At 46.2% G+C, this 22,844-nt stretch carries 15 protein-coding genes; all 15 read left to right on the top strand.

What is annotated here, in order from left to right; translation table 11 throughout:
• A partial coding sequence (gene rlmD / locus BN3795_RS24300; RefSeq protein WP_068787242.1) for a 23S rRNA (uracil(1939)-C(5))-methyltransferase RlmD occupies positions 1 to 1,071 on the top strand: 1,071 nt, incomplete at its 5' end.
• A 222-nt stretch (positions 1,072 to 1,293) separates the two neighbouring features.
• Entirely contained in the window at positions 1,294 to 2,091 is a 798-nt protein-coding gene (locus BN3795_RS24295; RefSeq protein WP_198524827.1) for an alpha/beta fold hydrolase, read from the top strand.
• Between the two features lie 95 nt (positions 2,092 to 2,186).
• Positions 2,187 to 3,014, top strand: a complete 828-nt coding sequence (locus BN3795_RS24290) for a sialate O-acetylesterase (protein WP_068787241.1) — start codon at positions 2,187 to 2,189, stop codon at positions 3,012 to 3,014.
• 11 nt (positions 3,015 to 3,025) lie between these two features.
• On the top strand, positions 3,026 to 3,547 hold the full coding sequence (locus BN3795_RS24285) for a PadR family transcriptional regulator (RefSeq protein ID WP_068787240.1): 522 nt from the start codon (positions 3,026 to 3,028) through the stop codon (positions 3,545 to 3,547).
• 80 nt (positions 3,548 to 3,627) lie between these two features.
• Positions 3,628 to 3,822, top strand: coding sequence for a hypothetical protein (locus tag BN3795_RS24280; protein ID WP_068787239.1), 195 nt, complete (start codon positions 3,628 to 3,630; stop codon positions 3,820 to 3,822).
• A gap of 186 nt (positions 3,823 to 4,008) precedes the next feature.
• The gene (locus BN3795_RS24275) at positions 4,009 to 6,249 is read left to right on the top strand and encodes a right-handed parallel beta-helix repeat-containing protein (RefSeq protein ID WP_068787238.1); all 2,241 of its coding nucleotides are present in this window, start codon (positions 4,009 to 4,011) and stop codon (positions 6,247 to 6,249) included.
• Positions 6,250 to 6,532: 283 nt separating this feature from the next.
• Positions 6,533 to 7,228 carry a VanR-ABDEGLN family response regulator transcription factor gene (gene vanR / locus BN3795_RS24270; protein ID WP_068787237.1) on the top strand — a complete coding sequence of 232 codons (696 nt, stop codon included), beginning with the start codon at positions 6,533 to 6,535 and terminating at the stop codon, positions 7,226 to 7,228.
• Between the two features lie 73 nt (positions 7,229 to 7,301).
• On the top strand, positions 7,302 to 8,360 hold the full coding sequence (locus tag BN3795_RS24265; RefSeq protein ID WP_456319982.1) for a sensor histidine kinase: 1,059 nt from the start codon (positions 7,302 to 7,304) through the stop codon (positions 8,358 to 8,360).
• Positions 8,361 to 8,493: 133 nt separating this feature from the next.
• Complete coding sequence (locus BN3795_RS24260; RefSeq protein WP_068787236.1) at positions 8,494 to 9,381, top strand: ABC transporter ATP-binding protein; 888 nt, start codon at positions 8,494 to 8,496, stop codon at positions 9,379 to 9,381.
• Between the two features lie 3 nt (positions 9,382 to 9,384).
• Positions 9,385 to 10,629, top strand: a complete 1,245-nt coding sequence (locus BN3795_RS24255; RefSeq protein WP_068787235.1) for an ABC transporter permease — start codon at positions 9,385 to 9,387, stop codon at positions 10,627 to 10,629.
• Positions 10,630 to 10,912: 283 nt separating this feature from the next.
• Positions 10,913 to 13,561 (top strand): S-layer homology domain-containing protein, encoded by a 2,649-nt coding sequence (locus BN3795_RS24250; protein WP_198524826.1) that lies wholly within the window; start codon positions 10,913 to 10,915, stop codon positions 13,559 to 13,561.
• 166 nt (positions 13,562 to 13,727) lie between these two features.
• The gene (locus BN3795_RS24245; protein WP_068787263.1) at positions 13,728 to 14,711 is read left to right on the top strand and encodes a tRNA dihydrouridine synthase; all 984 of its coding nucleotides are present in this window, start codon (positions 13,728 to 13,730) and stop codon (positions 14,709 to 14,711) included.
• Between the two features lie 272 nt (positions 14,712 to 14,983).
• Positions 14,984 to 15,988: a carbohydrate-binding protein gene (locus tag BN3795_RS24240; protein ID WP_068787233.1), complete on the top strand. Its 1,005-nt coding sequence runs from the start codon at positions 14,984 to 14,986 to the stop codon at positions 15,986 to 15,988.
• Positions 15,989 to 16,419: 431 nt separating this feature from the next.
• Positions 16,420 to 19,542, top strand: a complete 3,123-nt coding sequence (locus BN3795_RS24235; RefSeq protein ID WP_068787232.1) for an S-layer homology domain-containing protein — start codon at positions 16,420 to 16,422, stop codon at positions 19,540 to 19,542.
• A 171-nt stretch (positions 19,543 to 19,713) separates the two neighbouring features.
• Positions 19,714 to 22,842, top strand: a complete 3,129-nt coding sequence (locus tag BN3795_RS24230) for an ATP-binding protein (protein WP_068787231.1) — start codon at positions 19,714 to 19,716, stop codon at positions 22,840 to 22,842.
• Positions 22,843 to 22,844: the final 2 nt, after the last annotated feature.

The following is a 22,844-nucleotide window of genomic DNA, read 5'->3' as shown; positions in this document are numbered from 1 at the left end:
GCCAGCGCCGCGGGGCGCGCGGACGACGGGGCTGCCGTCGTCGTGCGGCCGACGCTCGGCATGGCCGAGCCTTGGCGCTACCGCAACAAGGCGCAGGTGCCGATCGGCGTCACCGACGGCGCGCTGGTCGGCGGCTTCTACGCGCGGGGCAGTCACCGCATCGTCGATATGGAGACGTGTCTGATTCAGCACGAACATAACGACGATGTCGTATCCCGCGTCAAAGCGATCGGCCGTCAGCTCGGCGTCACCGCCTACAACGAGGAGACCGGGCGCGGTTTGTTGCGCCATGTCGTGGTGAAGAAGGCGTTCCGCACGGGCGAGATGATGCTGGTTCTCGTCACCAACGGGCGTGAGATTCCGCATGCCGATGCCTGGATCGGCCTCATTCGGGAGCAAATCCCGCAGGTGGTTAGCATCTGCCAAAACGTAAACACGAAGCAAACCAACGTTATCTTCGGGGACGAAACGCGCGTCCTGTGGGGGCGTGACGTGATATATGATTATATCGGCGAGGTGCAGTTTGCGATCTCGGCGCGATCTTTTTACCAGGTGAATCCGGTGCAAACGGAAGTGCTGTACGGCAAAACGGTGGAGTACGCCGGTCTGACCGGCCAAGAGACGGTCATCGACGCTTATTGCGGCATCGGTACCATTTCCCTGTTTCTGGCGCAACATGCCAAGCGCGTGTACGGCGTGGAGATTGTCAAAGAGGCGATCGAAGACGCCCGCGTTAACGCTGAATTGAATGGGATGAATCATGTCACCTTTGAGGTTGGCGCTTCCGAAGACGTCATCCCGGCCTGGAAAGAACAGGGCATCGAAGCCGATGTCATCGTCGTCGACCCGCCCCGCAAAGGCTGCGACCCGCGCCTGCTGGACACCATCCTCGAAATGAAGCCGGAGCGCGTGGTGTACGTATCGTGCAACCCCGCCACTCTAGCCCGCGATCTGCGTATTCTGGAGGATGGCGGGTACCGGACAGTTGAGGTCACTCCGGTCGATATGTTCCCGCATACGGTGCACGTTGAGACGATAATTATGATGACGAAATGTGGTCGAGACAAGTAATAATGGGGTACGACCACAATATGTTGTGGTTTTTCAGCCCAATTTTTTGGGGTGTTTTATAGATGACATTGTATATGTAGTGCAAGTGCAAGCCAAGAGTGGTCAATGTCCACCATATATCCGTATTACTTATAACCGAAGCAACCTTCTGGGAATGGTACCAGTTGATGTATTCTATTCATGAAAAAGCCCGTGATGAATGGAAAAAAGGAGATAAGCATAATGTTTGAAAATAAGACGCTAGAATATTTGGGTTGTTCTATTTTCTATCGTATAGAAATAAAAGAAAATGCGGATAAATGGGTCGTTTTCTTGCATGGTGCGGGAGTTGACCACAGAATGTTTGACGAACAAGTAAAAATAGTGCCTAAAGAGTATAATATACTCATGTGGGATGCCCGTTCACATGGGAAATCTGTGCCGAATACAGGGAAATTCTCAATGAAGCAGCTGCTGGATGATTTGCTTAAGATAATGGATGCAGAAAAAATCAATAAAGCAGTGTTTATCGGGCAGTCCATGGGCGGTAATCTTGCTCAGGATATTGCCTACTATTATCCGGAAAAAGTTCTTGGTCTTGTGTTGATAGATTGTACGAATAATACAGCAAAATTGAGCCGAACAGAAAAACTAATGCTCTCTTTTACTAAACCAATGTTTACGCTTTATCCATGGAAGACACTGGTCAAACAGAGTGCAGATGCATGCGGTCTACGACAGGAAGTAAAAGAATACGTTGCAGAATGCTTTTTAAAGGTTGGAAAGAAAGCTTTGATTGAGATATTAATTGAGGTTACAAAATGCTTACACGAGGATGCTGCATATAAAATTAAAGTTCCATTTCTGTTGCTGTGCGGTGATAAAGACGCATCTGGAAATATACGTAAGATAGCAAAACCATGGGCAGATTCAGAACTAAACTGTACATTTTATATGATATCAAATGCAGGTCATAATTCAAATCAAGATAATCCGGATGAAGTAAATGCACATATAAATAACTATTTAAACAACCAGTAGTTATTTTTATTGACATGTAGTCTAATTAGACTATAAATCTCAAGTTATAAGCAGTTCCTATTGAGTTCGTGTAATTGCTTAGAATGGAGCGTACGATGATAAAATCTTTTTTGATGATAGGGCAATCCAATATGGCCGGTAGAGGCTTTTTGCACGACGTACCCCCTATTATAAACGAACGGATACAAATGTTGCGCAATGGCAGATGGCAAATGATGATGGAACCTGTGAACTATGATCGGCCTGTTTCTGGCGTAAGTTTGGCGGCTTCATTTGCAGATGCATGGTGTTCAAAGTATCCGGAAGGTACGATTGGCCTAATACCATGTGCCGAAGGTGGAAGCTCGCTAGATGACTGGTCTGTTGACGGTGAGCTTTTTCAGCATGCCATCAGCGAAGCCAAATTCGCCATGAAACATAGCACCTTGACAGGTATTCTGTGGCATCAAGGAGAAAGTGACAGTTCAGATGCCAAATACAAAGTGTATTATGACAAGTTATTGGTAATCGTACAAGCGCTTAGAGATATTCTTAATGTTCCGGAAATCCCCTTCATCATTGGCGGCTTAGGGGACTTTTTAGGTAAAACAGGATTTGGGCAGTACTGCGTCGAGTATGATCGTATAAACGATTGCCTTCAAAAATTTGCTTTTGAGCAAGAACATTGTTATTTTGTGTCTGCGCAGGGGTTGACAGCGAACCCAGATGGTATTCATGTGAATGCATTATCTCAAAGATATTTTGGTCTGCGCTATTTTGAAGCGTTCGATAAAAAAACTCACATTTTAGCACCACTAAGTCACGAGGCTGAGCTTTTGGATAGACTTATTGCAAGAAAGCATACACCAAATGAATTGATGTTTGTGAAACAGATGGACTTTGCGCTTGGGAAACTTTCTTTCGAAAAACTTATCAGCGAATAGTGAGGCATAGAATGATTCCATTACTGATTTTAGGACTATTAATGCAAAATCCGGGATCCCATGGATACGAGCTCCTGACACAAATGGAAGAAAGGCACTACAAATATATTGTAAATTTCACGAAGGGGTCATTTTACTATAATCTTCAGCAGTTGGAAGAGAAAAATTTAATTAAGCAGGTTCTTCAGTCGGAACAAAGCCGGGAAAGTCACCATTATGTTATCACAGAACTTGGGAAAGCCGAGTTTCAAAAATTGATGTACCAGTACGGCGCAAAAACGGAGTATGTTAACCTGTCCTTTTATGCAGCACTTTTATTTGCTAAGGAATACAAAAGCGATAATATGGTCAAGCTTATTAAAATTCAAATTGAGCAGACTGAAGCGAAAATTCAATTATTAAAGAATGCCTTGGAAGGTGAACATCAACACCCACTATATTTTAGAAAGATGCTAGAGAACTCGGTTTCACACCATTTGGTAAATTTAGAATGGTTTACTTCACTCTTAGAGGATATGGATTGTACCCAGTAATTTTAACCTGAGTGTTTACTAGGGATTTCTAAAGTGATACCAATGTTTGATAATAGTGAAACAGAGATTTGAAGGGAATTATGGCATACTCGAGGGTCGCTCCGCTTGGCGCGGCGCAAGCGATTCAAGAGAAAGGCCTGCAAGGCCAAGTGGCGCTCGTCGGCGCCCGCCGACCGAATTTACGAAGGAAAACGTCGAACAATTTAATTTCTAATGAGCAAGCAGAAGCGGATCGCCTGACAGTTGGCGGTCCGCTTTTTAACATTTTAGTCTGAGGCGTTATCCGCTTCCTCGATGATCGAATTTTCACGAATCATTAACCTTTTGTCGATATAAGTCGATAAAATAATCAGGGCCTATATACATAAATTCCTATATTAGAACATACCTGGCAGTGAATTTGAGCCCTGGCGTAAAATCCTTATCTAAAAAACAAAATTCATTACGGGAGGTAAGCAGTGGTGAGAAAGAGAACAGGCATTAGATTTTTAGTTGTAATTATGGTGGTTTATGTATTTACTTTTCATCTGGGTGGGGAAACTGTAAAGGCAAATTCCGTATATTATGTTTCTACAACGGGGAATGACATCACTGGAACGGGTACATTATCAAATCCATGGAGAACCCTACAAAAGGCAGCGGATACCCTGACAGCCGGAGATACCTGCATCATACGAGGCGGTACATACCGGGAAACAGTAACACTTCATACTTCCGGGACTTCTGCAAATCCCATAAACTTTAAGGCTTATCCAGGAGAGGACGTAACGGTATCCGGTGCTGATCCGGTTACGGGGTGGAAAAATTACTCCGGATCCATCTATTATGCAGAAATGGCGGATTCCCTTGGAACAAAGGATCAGATATTTGTTAATAAGCAAATGCAATTTGAAGCCAGATGGCCCAATTCACCAACACTTGATCCCTTAAATTCAACATATGCAACGGTTGATTCCGGTTCCACTACAACCATCAAGGATGGGGACTTAACTCAGGCACCTGGATACTGGGTTGGCAAGATGGTTTGGAGTGTTCCGGGAACAGGCTACAAATCTTATAAAAGTACTATCACCGGCTCAAGTAATGGCTCAATAACCTTTGATCAAATGGCTACTGCAGCGACAGGCGGTAACAGCTATTATATTACTGGTAATCTTGAAGATCTTGACAGTGCGGGAGAATGGTATTATGACAGCACGACCGGCAGACTTTACTTATGGGCACCTGGTGGAGTTGATCCGAATACTTTGACAGTAGAAGCAAAGAAGCGGATTTATGCATTTGATTTAAGTTCCCGCTCTTACATAAATATTACCGGAATTAATATCTTTGCCTCCAGCATTAAAATGGCCGATTCTAATTACTGTAAAGTTTCTAATATGATTGCGGAATATGTCAGTCATGATACGGATGTCACCAGCCAATACAGTACAGGAATATTTATGTCCGGTACCCATAATGAGCTTAGAGATAGTACTTTGACCTACAGTTCCGGTAATCTGGTAAGTATACAAGGAACAGGAAATAAGGTAATTAATAATCTTATTCATGAAGCCAATTATTCGGCAGCGGATATTCCGGCAATCTATCTTTTGGGGGCAAACCATCTAATCAGTCATAATACGGTGTATAACGCTGGACGTCATCTGATCTTTATGCCTACCCAAAACAGCCGGATACAATATAATAATCTGTACAATGCGGGAAAGCTGACAAAAGACTGTGGAATACTCTATGAATTTGCCTGGGATGGGCAAGGGACGGTAATTCATCATAATTACATCCATGATAATCTAGCAAAGAATTATTCCGGTACTGGGATCTATCTGGATAACGGGAGCAAGGGCTATATTGTGCATCATAATGTTGTATGGGGAAACTATACAGGGATAAGATTGAATACGCCCAGTAATTTTAACCTGATTTATAACAATACCACCTACAGTAACGGTAATGTAGGGCATTGGGGAAGTCATTTTCAGTCGGATATGTATGGCGACCGAATTTTCAACAATATCTTTACTACAGACTTTACACTGCCTGGTACTCATATCGAGGGAAATAATATGACGTCAGAAACCAATCCGTTATTTGTGAATCCGAAAGCATATGATTTCAGATTGAAGTCTGCTTCTCCAGCTATTAATGCAGGGATTGTAATCTCAGGAATCACGGATGATTATGTTGGTGCGGCACCGGATATTGGAGCATATGAGTTCGGTGGAACGGACTGGACTGCCGGTCACAATTTTTCTTCACCTCCGGACCCGGTTTTTGAAACCGTCAGCTTACTTTATGTTAATAAAGTAAGGCAATCTGATTTTGAGAAAGGAGTAGTCTCACCATGGGCAGCAACACATTCGGAAACTGCCGCCAGTGTATCGGTACCAAGAAGCGGCTCTAAGAGTGCTAGATTGGGACCCGGAGAAGATGGGATCGAGCAGGTCCTTACGGGGCTAAGTTCTAATACCAGCTATGTGTGTACCGCTTGGGTCAAGGCAGACATAGGCGAGCAGATTCAGATTGGCGTTAAGGACTTTGAAGGAACGGATGCATCTGTAACTTCCGACAGCACAACCTGGACAATGGTAAACATTCCTTTTACAACCGGAGCAGACGCGACCAGGGCAACGGTGTATGCTTACAAGAATCCTGGTACAGCATATGTTTATGTGGATGATTTTGGGGTAGTTGAGCAATAAATTATTTTACTGGTTTTATGTTTGCCCAAGTGAGCCCGTGAGGGGTTGAATTGAGGGACTATACAAAAAAATTGGCGACTATACAGCATTGAACAATCTTTCGCTTTTCTCTTATTTAGACGTTCAAAAATGAGCGTCTTTTTTTAACCCTGAAATTTGGTATAGAAATGATTCTATATTAGGAAATTCTTAATAATTTCTCATGCTAAAAATGATAAATAGGAAAGACTACTTTGATACAATAATAGGATACCTTGGGTCTATTTGAAAGGAGGAACCTATGATGAGTGATCACATTCTTGTTGTAGATGATGAACACGATATAGCGGATTTGATAGAAGTCTATTTGCAAAATGAAAATTATACAGTATTTAAGTTTTATTCTGCAAGTGAAGCCCTTGCTTGCCTAGAAACCACAGAGCTTGACCTTGCGATTCTGGATATTATGATGCCCGAAGAAAATGGATTTGCCCTTTGTCGCAAAATTAGGGAGAAGTATACTTTTCCCATAATTATGCTGACTGCCAAAGATGAAGAAACAGATAAAATCACGGGATTAACTTTAGGGGCTGACGATTATGTGACAAAGCCATTTCGACCACTTGAATTAATTGCCAGAGTAAAAGCACAGTTACGTCGGTATCAGAAATACAATACTTCTAAGCAGGAAACAGAAACAAGAACAGTTTGGTCTTACAGGGGATTAGAAGTAAACACGGAAACATATGAATGTCTATTAAATGAAAAGCCGATCTCATTAACACCCACGGAATTTGCTATACTTCGTATTCTGTTGGAGAACAAAGGAATTGTTGTAAGCTCCGAGAAGTTGTTCCATGAAATATGGCAGGACGAATATTACAATAAAAGTAACAATACGATTACTGTACATATCCGGCATTTGCGTGAAAAAATAGGCGATACCGCAGACGAAGCCAAATATATAAAAACAATATGGGGCGTGGGATATAAAATTTAGTTTAGGCGGTAACAGATGGAGGGCTGTGTGGCTGTTATTCAATTAAAATCCTGTAAGGATAGAGATGATAACTTTGAAGAAAAACGATATAGAAAAGAAATTGAGGATGAAACTTTACATCACCTTAATTCTTTATACCTTGATTGGTTATATCTTGGCAATGATATTCGACTATGGATTTAGTCAATTTTCAAATACATTTTTTCCGTGGCTTCATCTTAGAATTGAGGTTATCTATTTTTTATATTTGGTCGTTGGCCTGTGCTGTATCTTTCATCATTACTGGAAAAAACCTTGGGGATATTTACAGGAGGTCATCAATGCGACTAAAACCATATATCAGCCAAACGACAGCACCATTGAATTGTCGGAACCGCTCAAAGATATGGAAAAACAGATGAACCAAATTAAAATGGCTGTCCTGCTTAGCCAGCAAGCCGTAAATGAAGCAGAAAACAAAAAGAACGAATGGGTCATGTATCTTGCACACGATATTCGTACGCCGCTTACCTCCGTAATCGGCTATTTGAGCTTACTTGATGAAGCGCCGGATATGCCCGTAGAACAGAAAGAAAAATATATCAGAATCGCTTTGAAAAAATCTATGCGGCTGGAGAAGCTGATTAACGAATTTTTTGAAATCACAAGATACAATACGCAGCAAATTAAACTGACAAAATCAAAGGTTGACTTGTATTATATGCTTGTGCAGCTCATTGATGAATTTTATCCTGCCTTATCTGCTAAGGGGAATTCCGCTATCCTTAACGCAGATGATAACCTGACAGTCTACGCCGATTCTGAAAAGCTGGCAAGAGTGTTTAATAACATTCTCAAAAATGCGGTTGCATATAGCTACCCCAATACCGAAATTATGATTTCTGCAAAAGCGGACAAAGATACAACTACGGTTACATTTGAAAATCACGGTCCAACGATCCCGTCTGTTCAACTATCCTCTATTTTTGATAAATTTAACCGTTTGGACGATGCACGTAAATCAGACACCGGCGGAGCAGGACTTGGGTTGTCTATCGCAGATGAAATCATCCGTCTACACGGTGGCGAAATTTCCGCTCAAAGTGAAAATGATACCATTACATTTACTGTAGCATTGCCGGCATTATCATAGGAAAACCTCAATTGGATCTTAGGATTTCTTAGGAAATTATCCTGTTCCTATTAAAGTTTAAAACGTCCTTGTTCAGTACACTAAAACTGAACAAGGACGTTTGTCGTTGTAGTTTAGAAAAAGGAGAAGTGACATGGAACTGACCATTACAAACCTTAAGAAAAAGTTTAAGGATAAAACCGCAGTCGATGATGTTTCCTTCAGCCTTACACCAGGCGTATGGGGATTGCTTGGAGCAAACGGAGCGGGTAAGACAACACTCATGCGTATGATTGCGGATATTCTAAATCCAACCAGCGGAACCATTTCTTATGATGGCAAGGACATTCATATGATGGGGGAAGCCTATAGAACTCGATTTGGATTTTTACCGCAGGACTTTGGCTTCTTTCAAGACTTTACGGTAAAAGATTACTTGGAGTATGTTGCTGCACTGAAAGATGTTCCGGCAAGGGAAACCAGAAAAAAGATAGATGGCTTGCTGGATACCCTCACCCTTTCCAATGTGAAGAGTAAAAAAATAGTTAAGCTGTCGGGTGGAATGAAACGGAGGGTAGGAATTGCACAAGCAATGCTGAATGATCCTGAAATTCTGATGATGGACGAACCGACGGCGGGTCTTGACCCCGGGGAACGGGTGCGCTTTCGCAACTTTATTTCCGAATTTTCACAGGGGAGGATTGTACTCATTTCAACACATATCGTGTCAGACATTGAGTATATCTCTACCCAAAATGCCATTATGAAAGCCGGAAAGATTCTTGATGTAGGCACAACCGATGAATTGGTAAAACAAGTTGTGGGAAAAGTTTGGACTTGCGTGGTTCCTGCCGAAAAAATGCCCATGTATGAAATGCAACTGAGGATTATCAATCAACGCAGCGAGGGGGATCATCAGGTATCTATCCGCTATCTGGCAGAGGAAGCGAAAACAAGTGATTCTGTAATGGCTCCTCCCCGTTTGGAGGATTTATATTTATGGTTGTTCCCCCAAGAGGAAACCCGTGAGGAGGGAAAATAATCCATGCGTATTTATTTGCTTGAAGTAAAGCGCGTGCTTAAATCACGTCGTTCCATCATTTTATTGCTTATCGCACTGGTAATATCTGCGGTCATGGCATGGCTGCCCGTTATGTACGAGGACATCAATCAATATGACCCCAATGGCAACAAAGTCGCCGAATTAAATGGTTTGGATGCGATCGCTTATAAGAAGTCGCTACGCTCTGCGAATAACGGAGTGGTTACCCCGGATAAGCTCAAAGAAGCTTTAACCCTCTATCAAAGTGCTGTTCAGCCTTATGGAGAAGACAGTATTTACAGCGGAGAATTTCCGATAAAGCTTTACATGGAAAAAGTATTTCCGGTAGAAGCGCTTTTAGGCAGACTGCCCGAAGCCTATTCTGACCCCAAAACGGGTCAGGGAACGAGTTTAATGAAGATTTCTCCCGACAAATTAGACGGTTTCTATGAACAAACCGTACAGCACTTGAAAGACATTATGCAGATGGAGCAAAAAGGACACCCTGCTGCACAGAAAGCATCCCTGCAAAAATATACGGAGATAAAAACGCCCTTTCAGTTTTATCCCGGGTATTCAAGGGACGCCTTTGACTATATTGTTCTTTTAATTTTTATCCTTGTTATTCTATGTACCGCTGCCGCTACCCCGACGTTTTCCAATGAATATCAAACGGGTTCGGATAGTATCCTGCGCTGCACCAAGTATGGGCGTTCCCGATTGGCAACTGTAAAAATAATGGCTGCGCTGACCATTTTCACTGCAACGTTTATCATATGTATTTCGCTGCATTTGCTCATTTCAAATCTTGCATTTGGAACAGAATGCATGAAAACATCGATGCAGATGTTGTTTTCCGTTATCAGCCTGCCTGCATTTAATTTAGGACAACTTCAAATTGCCTTGGCAATCGGAGGACTTATTTCTTTGCTGGCAACCCTTAGTTTTACACTATTTCTATCAGCCCAATTCAAGGATCCCCTTTCGGTTATCCTGATTGCTATTGTAATGTGCCTGCTCCCAATATTTACCTACTCAGCCGGAGCCAATTGGCTTACCTTTCTCTTACCCTCAGGGGGAATCGGTATGCAGAACAGTTTGCTTTATCAATTGACAGGTTTTACTTACCTGCATCTGGGTCAGGCAAGTATATGGTCGCCTTATGTGACATTGGCAGCAGCAATAATTGAAATTCCTGTTTTTCTGTTCCTTGCTGTACGTACTTACTGCAAGCATCAAGCTCTATAAAAATAAAGGTGGACCGCCCTATGCGTTGGATCGAGCAGCCGTCCATTTGGGCGGCTCTTTTGGTCTAGCGGATTTCACGAGAAGCCAGCGGTTAATGACGGAGGATCCCCTCATCCTATTTTTCTTAAAATAGCGACATTTTGAATTTTAAATGATAGAATTGATCCAAAATCCGAGTCATAATTGCTCGAGTCAAGGAACAATTTATCCCAAATCAGTCTGATTCAGAGAGGGGTCATCCGGTTTGTACCAAAGAAGAATGAGAAAGTTAGGGTTAGGGCTTTTGATACTAGGACTGTTGTTGCCTTGGAGCCTAACCTCTAGAGCTTATGCCGCTTCGATAACGGCCACGATTGAACTTACGAAGAGCAGTTTGAAGCGTGGCGATCTTGCCACGGTGACAGTCAGATTCTCGGAACCTGTAACGGGACTTTCGATTAGCAACCTGTCAGCGACAAACGCTGACCTGAGGGACTTAGCTACCGATGACAACACGGAATATACCGCAACCTTAATCCCACATCCCAACACCTACGCCCCCACGAATAACATTACCCTGAACCATGCGGGAGTTGAACCTGCCCAATCCAACAACTATATCGTCGATACGGTTCAGCCAACGGTGCTGAGTGTGTCTGTTCCTGCCGCTGGCACCTACGCTGCAGGACAGGTCTTGACTTTTGCCGTGCACATGAGTGAGTCTGTAGACGTTACAGGGACTCCGAGTATGGGGTTGATTATTGGAGCAACGACTGTTAAAGCCCCCTATGCAGGCGGTTCGGGGAGCGATGAGTTGCTCTTCAGCTATACGGTGCAAGCAGGTGAAATGGATGCAAACGGGATCGCTGTTGGAGCCCTGTCACTGGATGGTGGGGCTATCACGGATGGCGTAGGAAATGACGCGGATCCAACGTTAAACAACATGAACAGTACCTCGGGCGTATTGATCGATGCTGTTGCCCCGACCATTACCGGTTACACTTTAGGGGCGAATAATGCCTATTTAGATTTAGGGTTTAGTAAAGGGATCTATACCGAGAGGAACGGCGCAGGTCCGGTGACTCCGAGCGACTTTCGGTTGAACTTCCAGCGGAATGAAGGAAGTGCTTCCGCCGTTTCGATCGGTTCCATCAAAAGAATGGATGACGGAGAGTTGACCGGAGGGGAAAATACCATTCGAATTACCCTGGATGTAACCGGTATTCCGGATGGGAATGAGACCTTTGAAATCCTGCCGGCAGACGGTGCATCCCTGTATGACCAGGTAGGGAATGCCGTCGATGCTTCACAATCGTCCGGAACGGTAACGCTAATCGATCAGCGTGTGCTAAATCCGACAAGCACAAGCTTTGACAAATTCGCCGGAGCCGCAGCGAATCGTGAGGTTACAACAACCATTATGCTGGTCGGCAACGCGTTGACCCGCATTGCTAACGGCACAGTGGCGCTAACGGAAGGAACAGACTATAACGTCGCGGGGAATGTGGTGACGATCCAAAAGTCTTATTTGGCGGAACAGCCGACGGGAACAACGAATTTAACGTTTACTTTCAGCGGCGGGGTGACGCACACGCTCGCGATCACCGTGATCGATTCCACACCGGCGCCAACACCAACACCGACACCGACACCAACACCGACACCAACACCAACACCAACACCAACACCAACACCAACACCAACGACGTCACCACCAACTACAACAACAGCAACTCCAGCGGCATCACCGCCTGACGTACCGATGATTGATCGGAACGGCGTGTTGATGGACCCGGCTTCCATCGATCTTACGAAGCCGTCTGTCGAGATTGCGATGACGCCAAGGGACGGCGTGGTTTATATGAGCATACCGGCCAGCGTTTTAAGGAGCTTTGAAGCGAAGAACGCGACATTTTTCTTTGAGATCCATGCGCCGTACGGCAGCTATCATATCCCGGTAAATTTGGCCTCCTTGATTCCGGGACTGCAGGATATCTTGGTCAAGAACAACTTGAACACTGCGGACATAAGCTTCAAAATCACTTTGACGGACAAGTCCGGCGACAAGAACATGCAATCGGCGCTTGCAACGGGGCTGCCTAACGGCAAGATGATGGGGGCGATGGTCGATTATCACATCGATATCCTAAGGACCCAAACAGGCCAATCGATTGGAACCGCAGAGAAGTTCAGCCAGGCGCTGACTCGGGTGATCCCAATGCCTAAAGACATCGTGGACATGCCGGAGCAATGGGGGGCCTTCCGCTTCAACGAAGCGGCGAAACGGTTCGAGTTTGTCCCTGCCAAGTCAGTACAGATCGAAGGCGTGTGGTACACGTGGATCCGTTCGTTCTCCAACAGCCCCTATGTTGTAGTTGAGAATAAGATGAGCTTTACCGATATGCAGAAGCATTGGGCGAAATCCTCCGTTGAACTTGCCGCGGCCAAGGGGCTTATAGATGGAGTCGGCGGAGCTAAGTACGATCCTGACCAAACGGTGACAAGGGCAGAGTTTGCCGCCATGCTGGTTCGCTTGCTTGGCCAAGGTGCACCATCCGGCAGTACGTCACCTTATGTCGATGTGAAGCCTGGCGCTTGGTACTTCGACGAGATCGCCAAAGCGAAGGAGCTTGGCTTACTGGACTTTGTTCCTAACGAGAGTTTCAAGCCGGACCAGGCGCTGACTCGTGAGGAAATGGCCAGCATGCTGGCGGGAGTGGTTGAACATGAGAAGTTGCCGATGACCCGGGAATGGGTTAGTCTGGATGGCTATAAGGATCTCGGGAACGTGGATGCGGCCCGTCTGGAGGACGTTCGCTTGATGGTCAAGCTGCAAATCTTGACCGGAACCGATCCCCATTTATTAAGCCCGAAAGCCGAAACGACGCGGGCACAGACGGCGGTTGTGCTCATTCGGATGCTGCAAGCCTTAGGCATGACGGATGAATCATGAACGGCATCCTGTCATGATCAATTCGTGAAAGTTGGCAGGCCCCCGGAATCTTCGCGGGGGCTTTCTTCAATGTGCTCCCTTAGAACCTGCCGGAAACTGGGGATGCTTAAGCAAGAGGGAGCCATTATAATAGAATGAGGTACAACAAGAGGATTGGAGTTTGAAAATGAACCATAATTTTTGGCGTGAGTTGCCACGACCTTTTTTTATACTTGCCCCGATGGAAGATGTGACGCATGTCGTGTTTCGTCATGTCGTCAGTAAAGCCGGAAGACCGGATGTCTTCTTTACGGAGTTCGCCAATACGGAGAGCTATTGTCACCCGGAGGGGAATCACAGCGTACGGGGGCGTTTGCTCTTTACCGAAGACGAACAACCCATAGTGGCCCATATCTGGGGCGATAAACCGGAGTATTTTGCCAAGATGAGTATGGATATGGCGAAGATGGGATTCCAGGGGATCGACATCAATATGGGATGCCCGGTCCCTAATGTGGCCATCAACGGGAAGGGGAGCGGCTTAATACTTCGCCCGGAGGTGGCCGCTGAAATCATCCAAGCCGCAAAGGCGGGGGGATTGCCCGTAAGCGTCAAGACGAGACTGGGGTTCCATCGGGTTGAGGAATGGCGGGACTGGTTAACCCATATTTTGAAGCAAGACATTGTGAATCTGTCGATCCATTTGCGTACGCGGGAAGAAATGAGCCAAGTGGATGCGCACTGGGAATTGATTCCTGAAATTAAAGCGCTTCGCGATCAGGTGGCGCCGCAGACGCTGCTTACGATAAATGGCGACATCCCGGACCGGCAGACAGGCCTGAAGCTGGCTGAACAATATGGGGTGGATGGAATCATGATCGGACGGGGGATTTTCAAGAATCCGTTTGCCTTTGAGAAAGAGCCGAGAGAACATAGCAGCGAGGAACATCTGGATCTGTTAAGATTGCAGTTGGATCTTCATGACCGGTATTCCGAACAACTGGAGGCGCGTCCGTTCAAGGCGCTCCATCGTTTCTTTAAGATCTATGTCAAAGGGTTTCGAGGGGCAAGTGAATTAAGAAATCGGTTGATGAGCACCACGTCTACTGATGAGGTGCATGGGCTTCTGGATGAATTTACCCAGCAGATGGATGAGGCATCAGAGTGTTAAATAAGGCCGCTTGTTCGATATCTTCGTGAAACGAGTTTCGGTATTGTACCGGGGCTCGTTTTTTCGATCTTTTCTCTATCCAAAAGTTCAAAAAAACGTCAAAAAAAGTAGGACCAAGGCACTATTGGAATTTTTTTCATGCTTCTGTATCATTTAAATTGTAATATTTTGTTTTATTCATCAATATATGAGAGGGTTGGGATTTGATGCGGTTACAAACTGCGGTTGGTCTAAGGACGAGTCGCAGTCAATAATTCAAAGGAGGCATAATAATGATGAGTAGAAAGGTCTCTTTTAAAGCCACAGCCTTGATGGTAGTTTTAGCCGTAATCCTGTCCACATTTAGCGCAGTTCTTCCGGCGAGCGCAGCGGCAAGAGGAGCATGGGCGCCTAATACCGCCTATGCAGTAAATGACACGGTCACCTATAGCGGAAGCACGTACACCTGTCTTCAAGCACACACTTCCCTCGTAGGTTGGGAGCCGTCCAATGCACCTGCTTTATGGCAGAAAGGCGGCGGCGGAACGACACCCCCCACACCGCCAGCTACAAACGGAGTCACCTTTTATGCAGATATAAACTATGGCGGAAAAGCAGTCACCCTTGGAGTTGGAAATTATACATTGTCTCAGTTGAATGCCAAAGGAATTCCGAATGACTGGATGTCGTCGCTTAAGGTTCCGAGCGGTTGGACAGTTGAAGTTTATCAGAATGATAACTTTGGAGGCACCAAATGGACTTATACTTCAAGTTCCTCCTGGGTTGGCGATGCCGCTAATGACAAAATGTCATCCGTCAAGATTTACACGGGTTCCCCTTCTACAGTAACGAAACCTGGCGAAGTTCCCAGCCATATCTGGAACTATGTGATGAATGTGGACAAAAAATTTAATAAAGGCGGAGATTTTGCCTTATTGCTAAGTGCCGTGATCAAGAAGGAAAGCAGCTTTGGAGCAGGCTTGCCAGGCAGTCCGTCAGCCGGGGATGGTTTGATGCAGGTAGAACCCAACACACGTAATGCTTATTTATCTCAATTCAGCTCAACCTATGGCCGCGCATATAATCACAGCAGTGAACAAGACCAGGTATGCATGGGTGCCATGATTTTAAATGAAAAGATTGCTAGATTCGGCAGCATCTATAACGGCTTACTCCACTATAACGGAGGGGACAACTGGTACCCGGGAGCCACGGACTCCTATGGCCGTCCGATCCTGGCCGATCAATACGCCAATCAAGTTTACGCTCAGTATAAGAGCTATGGCGGCAGAAACTAAAGAGTGGATGATAAGCAAGACCCATCAACGTCAGGTTGGTGGGTCTTGTTTTTTTCTTTTTTTCTTATTTTGTTGCAAGCCAGATCGTCCAAGCGTCCTTCTCTACGATTGGCGGCTTTACGTTCACTTCTGCTTCAACAGCGGTAAAACAATCTCATCCACGATCAAATGACAGGCCAGAATCAAATCCATACCCAAGCGGCGCTGAATACGGCTTATAATCATACCTTTATGTGGTCGGTGGGCTTCACGATTGTATCCCTTTTGTTTATTGCTTTCTTGCCTCATAAGAAAAGAGCTTAATCGCTAAGAAGATACCCGGAATCTCCCGTTTGAGAGTTTTTTGAGAGAGATGTGTGATATTTTGATAGTCGAAATAGGAACTATCTATCAAAATGTGGTGGTCACTAAATGACAGACGGGAGAGGCTAATGAAGAAAAAAATCATTTCAATGGCAGTGGCGTTCATGTTAACGATCACGAGCATGCCCATGGCGAACGCATTATCGTCGGTAGCGGAGGTTTATTACAATAACGGAACGAGTCCTTATGAGTCCGTTAATTTTGAAAGCAAGCTGAACGACGCAATCAAAGCCAAACTGGAAGCGGAAGGGATCAACCCCAAATATGTATCGATTATGGATGCGAGCGCGGATCCCGCTTCTGTAACGGATACGACGTACAATTACGTTCATTCCGGTTATGACAGCTGGTACATTGGAATCACGCCGGAAGTGGAAACGGCCGATTATAACCACGTTCAAATTTCCAACAACGGAAAGGCGTTAACCTTCTACGGTTATACCGCGCCGGGGTACAAGGATTTCATGCTCACGGAGGGAAGCCCTTCCGGCAAGAAGGTGATCACCTTTGACATGGATGAATCCAAGGTGAATTATCACAGTATGGAAGGCGGAGGCTTTCTATTCAATACCCGTATCGATAGGGATAATCAGCTGAGCGGTTACGCGATTTTGTACGTTTCGGGAGCCGTCAAGGTTTATGAGCTTAATCATGTTGACGTAACAACGCTTCACGATGACAGCGATTTTTACTTGCAAGATATCTCCGGCGTTTCCTTGATCAGTTCTTTTTCAAAGGGATCTGCCCAACAGCACAGCATCAAAATCGTCGCCACGGACACAACGTTAAATATGTGGGATAACGGGGAGCAATTGATCACCGATTTAGTCCTCGCGAATGTTTATGGGGATGAATTTGGTCCTATTGTCAGCCATATCAGCCACGGCTGTCAGATTATTTCCATTTTTGCTTATGATAACATGAAGCTGTTCTCGACTTCGGAGAAGAAATTGGATCGGGCGGTAAATGAAATTGTTTGGGAACCGCATGCTCCGCTCCGTTATCTGGTGAACCTTAATAATGAAGACCCTAGCGACATTTTGGTTCAACCTGAAGTAAGGCAGTTGTTTAGTGACAGAGATGTTCAATATGTCGGGGTAACTGACGCAACGTACAAGGAAATCGATGAAAGCTTCATTGAAGACCTCGGAAACGGCGGACTTCACATTGATTCCGGCGGATCGGTTGACGATATTGTGGAGCAAATTGCCAATCGTATCGTAGAGAACGTTAAGCTTTATAAGAATGACATCGAAGCAGTTGAAAGAGCCGAGGCAGAAGTTCAAATCGACTATGCTTCCGGTGAAACCAAAAGCGCGGTAAAAACGGATGTCTCGCTGATTCCAAATGATGACTCCGATGTGGTGTGGTCCTCCGATCAGCCATCGATTATCGCGGCAGATGGAACCGTGACGAGACCGGTTATAGATCAACAAGGAACCTACGTTAACTTGACGGCGACAATTACTAAAGGCGAACTGACCAGCGAGAAGACATTTACCGTGTATGTTCTTGCGGCGGATCCTGCTCCGTTGACGACGTTGTCGGCCGCGCCGGGGAATAGTCAAGTGACCTTGAGTTTCCCGCCATTGAGAGGCGCAGTAACCGGTGATATTGGAGTCGAGATATCGACGGATGGAGAAACTTTTGCGGCTGTCAGCCCGGCAGAAACTTTGGATGCGACCTCTACGAGTGCGACCGTAACCGGCCTAACGAATGGCACCAAGTACTATTTCCGTTTAAATATCGGATCGGGAAAATACCCTGGCATCTCCAATGTGGTTTCGGCAACGCCGATCGCCCCTGTTGTGCCGACTCCATCAACACCATCGACTCCATCAACACCATCAACATCGGAGCCTTCTGCACCATCGACACCGGCAGTAGAACAGCCAACCCTGAAGACGGACGTCATCGTTTCCGATCCAGCGAACGGGGGGAAAGTCGTTCAGGACAAGATTACGAAGCTCGTTGGAGACCAATTGAAGGTATCCGGAAGAATCAAATCGGCTGACGGTAAAGAATTGAATCTTCCGACGATCGTTATGAACCCGGATGGAAGCTTTAATTTACCGAAGGTTCCGCCAGGCGAATACAAACTGGCGCTGAACGTAATCGCGCCTAACGGAGAGAAGCTGGCTGGCCCCGCTGGTAAGCTTGTCGTTGACAACACAGGAAAAGCCAAATTGTCGGCAGATTTGGTCGATCCCTACGGAACGATCCTGGACACCGTAACTGGACAACCTGTTTCGGGTGTCAATATGCAATTGTATTGGGCGGATACGCAGCTGAATCGTTCCAAAGGCAGAACGCCGGGAACCGTCGTCGAGCTGCCTGAGCTGCCGGACTTCGCGCCGAACAAGAACCACAACCCGCAAACTAGTACGGACAGCGGTCAATACGGCTGGATGGTTTATCCGAACGGGGATTATTACTTCCTGGGCGAGAAAGACGGTTACGTTGTATTCGACAGCCGTAAAGACTCGCGTGAAGAACGTTTTGGAGATGACAGCTACATTAAAGACGGAATGATCCATGTGGGAGATACGATAGTAAAATTCAGTTTCTCCGCACAGCCGGAAGTTAAAGATGCAGGCGACCATGGCGCCTATATGGTAGGGTATCCGGACGGAACTTTCAAAGCAGGCCGAGGGATAACGAGAGCGGAAGTTGCTGCGATTTTGTCCCGACTATATCAACCCGAAGCGAGCGCCAATAAAGTAACGTATTCGGATGTGAGTGCCGAGTCCTGGGCCGCAAATGCGATTGCGATGGCAACGAGCAACCAATGGATGGTTGGTTTCGGCAATCAGAAGTTCAAGCCGCAAAACCAAATTACCCGCGCAGAATTCGCACAGATTCTCATGAATTTGTACAAGTGGGAAGCCGCAACGGGAAGCAATTACTCGGACGTAGCCGGACATTGGGCCGAGAAGGCGATTACTGCGGCTGAGAAGCAAGGCGTGCTTTCTGACTTCACGGAGCAGGCGTTTCATCCGAACCAGCCCATTACGAGATTGGAAGTTGTGCGTATCTTCAACGAACTGCTAGGCCGCAAACCTTGGGATATCAAGATTGCGCCGAAGTGGACCGATGTTCCGGAAAATCACCTGAATTATTCGGACATTATGGAAGCCTCGACTCCGCATTCATTTGAACAATATGAGACCGGAATTGAAGATTGGAAATAATCGGATAGATCCTTGACGAAAACCCGCTCCTGGAGCGGGTTTTTGCTTTAAATAAAATTTTATTAAAACGCTTCTTTTTGTACCTGAGGAGAGAAGGAGCATGCTATAATGACTTTGTCGTATTTTGTCGTTATTTAACCTTGTTGTGGGGAGAAAGCAGAGGGGCCGACGTTGATCAAGAATCGCAATCGCAACATCTTCATGATATTACTTGGGGTTGGAGTGATTGCTTTTCTCGCTCTTTATTATACTGGCCAAGCTAATATCTCCCGCAGTCATAACCCCAAGGTACAACAAGGCGTCATAGATTTGACCGGGTGGGATTTCACTAAAGACGGATCCGTCAAATTGCAGGGTTCATGGGAATTTTATTGGGATCAGCTTCTTTCGTCCGGTATGGAAGGGAAGTTGACGGGTTATATGGATGTTCCCGGACAGTGGAACAAGCGGCACTTCCCGGTTTTCGGCACAGCAACCTATCGTTTAGTTATTAAAGTTAATCCTTCCTCAATGATGTACGGGATACGCATCTCCAATGTGCAAATGGCCAGCGCTGTATATGTGGATGGCGTGAAGCTGGGGCACAGCGGCCGGCCTGCGATGACCAGGGAGGCATACGTTCCGGAGAATGCGCCCTATACCTTCTATTTTCCTATCCACGGAAATACGGCGGAGATCACGCTTCAAGCTGCCAATTTTGATTTTATCAACGGGGGCATCACGAACAATATTCATTTCGGAAGCATGAAGTCGATCGGCAACCTGGACAGAACGATTACAGGCATGGACATTGTGGTTGTTGTGGCGCTGGGAATGGTCGGTTTGTATCACTTGGGGGTATTCTTGAAGCGGAGACAAGATCAAAGCCTGCTTTATTTCGGTGCCTATTGCATCGTGGCGGGTTTTTCCTTTATGAGTCTAAGCGAACGGCTGTTCACGCAGCTGTTTTATACGCTGCCTTTCGAGCTTTCCCACAAGCTCCAACTGGCGGCGATCTACGGCTCCATGATTATCATTACATTATTTATTAAAACGATATGCTCCGGCCTATTTCCGGCATGGTTTTTCAGGATCGTATTTATGCTTTTCGGTTCCTTCATCCTGTTCGGCTTGATCTATCCTTTCTATACTTATTCTCACCTTACTTTCATCTTTAGCACGCTGCAGGTCCTTGTATATCTGGTTGTCGTTTGGAAATTATCCGTCTCCAAGGAAGAAAGTTACGGGAATTTTAGCAGACAAAGCATCATTATTTTGATTCTGGCCTTTTACTCCCTATTGATTTGTCTGATCGACAACTCCTTCTATGTTTTGGGACAGCTGCCCAACAATTATTTAGGCATCGTCAGTATGATGCTGTTTGCAATCCTGATTTCTTTGATGTTGTCTTTTCGCTTCTCCGATGCCTATAGAACGATTGAGTTGATGTCCCTGAGATTATTGGAGTCGGATCGGCTAAAAGACGAGTTCCTGATAAGAACCTCGCATGAGTTACAGACACCGTTAAACGGCATTCTCAATATATCTCAGTCCATGCTGGAGGGGGCGCCGGATCCTGTTCATGCCAGCGACAAGCAGCGGATGAATCTGATGGTGATTCAGGAGATGGCGAGAAGGTTATCGTCGCTGGTGGGCGATATCCTGGACATGGAGAGAATTAAAAGAAATGATTTGCCCTTGCATTTAACCGCCGTCGACCTCAAGGTAACGGTATCGATCGTCCTGGAGGTGTTGGACTATCTAGCTTCCGGCAAAGAGATTGAGATCATGAACCGGATTCCGAACGGGCTTCCACCGATTTATGCAGATGAGAACCGTCTGAGTCAGGTCCTGATGAATTTAATAGAAAATGCCATCAAGTATACGGAGCGTGGAAGGATCGAGATCCGAGCCGAACAAGCCGCCGACCAAATCAAGGTGGTTGTTGAAGATACCGGTATTGGCATTGATCCTTTCGACTGGCAGCGAATCTTCGAACCCTTCACTCAAGCAAATGGAGAAAGGGCGCAAGGATATGGCGGCGTCGGCCTGGGCTTGAGCATTTCCAGCCGGCTCGTCCAAATGATGAAGGGTCGCCTATTTATTGAAGAGTCCACGCCGGGACGGGGAACGAGAATGGCATTTACATTACCCGGCGCCCGTGAATCGAAGGAGCTATCCGCGAATATGCGGATGTCCCGTAGACAGGGGGCACTTGTCCAGGACTACGCGAGAACCGAAGCCGCGAACTCGAAATCCCCTGGGCCGTTAGGATTCACGCTGCTCGCCGTCGATGATGAACCCGCGAATTTGCAAGTGCTGCAGAATCTGTTTCCAAGAGGGAAGTACAACCTCCTTACCGCGACTCATGGCCGTCAGGCCCTCCGCCTGTTAGAGGAGAATCCCGATATTGACCTGGTTCTGCTGGATGTTATGATGCCGCAGTTATCGGGGTATGAGATCTGCCGGGAAATCCGCAGTCGCTATACGTTATTTGATTTGCCCGTCGTGATGTTAACGGTGCGAAATACGCCGCAGGATATCGCGGCCGGCTTCGCGGCCGGAGCCAACGACTTTATTGCCAAACCCTTTCATACGCTGGAGGTTAAGGCAAGAGTGAAAACCCTGCTTGAGCTGAGAAGATCCGTTCGCGAAGCGCTGGATGCGGAGACGGCTTTCCTGCACTCCCAGATCAAGCCTCATTTTTTGTTTAATGCCTTGAATGCCATTCTTTCAGTGGGGTATACCGACAGCCATAGGGCGGCGCAGTTGATTAACCATTTGAGTCAATATTTAAGAAGCAGCTTTGATTTCTCAAGCCATGACCGGTTTGTCAGCATTCGTGATGAGCTTAAGCTGGTGAAATCCTACGTGGAAATCGAGAAGGCTCGGTTCGATGAGCGGTTGGAAGTTGAGTATGACATCGACGAGACGCTGCTGGAGAGCCGGATACTGCCCTTAACGATTCAGCCATTGGTGGAGAACGCGATCCGCCATGGCATTATGCAAAGAAAGCAGGGGGGCAAGCTCCAACTGATCATCCGCAAGGGCACCCCGCACTCCTTAGCCAGCTCCAATCCGGCAGAGAAGATGATCAGCGTAGAGATCCGGGACAACGGGATCGGCATGAGTGAGAAGAAAATCGCGGAACTGCTCGATCTTCATCAGTACCGGGCGAAGCGCGGAGTCGGATTGATGAACGTCCATCGACGGCTGCTGTTGTTTTACAGGGAAGGCCTGCGCATTGAGAGCCTCGATGGGGAGTGGACGAGTGTGCAGTTTCAATATCGAGCTTCAACGTCAAGCGAGTCAGTTTCTTAGTG

This window comes from Paenibacillus phocaeensis, from assembly GCF_900021165.1.
GTDB classification, from domain to species: Bacteria; Bacillota; Bacilli; order Paenibacillales; family Paenibacillaceae; genus Fontibacillus; species Fontibacillus phocaensis.
Note: the sequence above shows the minus strand (reverse complement) of the source record. Positions and strands in the feature narration are given on the sequence as shown.

Coding starts and splice junctions, on each gene's coding strand:
- BN3795_RS24235 (WP_068787232.1), top strand. CDS start 16,420: ATGAAGAAAAAAATCATTTCAATGGCAGTGGCGTTCATGTTAACGATC.
- BN3795_RS24260 (WP_068787236.1), top strand. CDS start 8,494: ATGGAACTGACCATTACAAACCTTAAGAAAAAGTTTAAGGATAAAACC.
- BN3795_RS24245 (WP_068787263.1), top strand. CDS start 13,728: ATGAACCATAATTTTTGGCGTGAGTTGCCACGACCTTTTTTTATACTT.
- vanR (WP_068787237.1), top strand. CDS start 6,533: ATGAGTGATCACATTCTTGTTGTAGATGATGAACACGATATAGCGGAT.
- BN3795_RS24280 (WP_068787239.1), top strand. CDS start 3,628: ATGGCATACTCGAGGGTCGCTCCGCTTGGCGCGGCGCAAGCGATTCAA.
- BN3795_RS24255 (WP_068787235.1), top strand. CDS start 9,385: ATGCGTATTTATTTGCTTGAAGTAAAGCGCGTGCTTAAATCACGTCGT.
- BN3795_RS24285 (WP_068787240.1), top strand. CDS start 3,026: ATGATTCCATTACTGATTTTAGGACTATTAATGCAAAATCCGGGATCC.
- BN3795_RS24290 (WP_068787241.1), top strand. CDS start 2,187: ATGATAAAATCTTTTTTGATGATAGGGCAATCCAATATGGCCGGTAGA.
- BN3795_RS24295 (WP_198524827.1), top strand. CDS start 1,294: ATGTTTGAAAATAAGACGCTAGAATATTTGGGTTGTTCTATTTTCTAT.
- BN3795_RS24240 (WP_068787233.1), top strand. CDS start 14,984: ATGATGAGTAGAAAGGTCTCTTTTAAAGCCACAGCCTTGATGGTAGTT.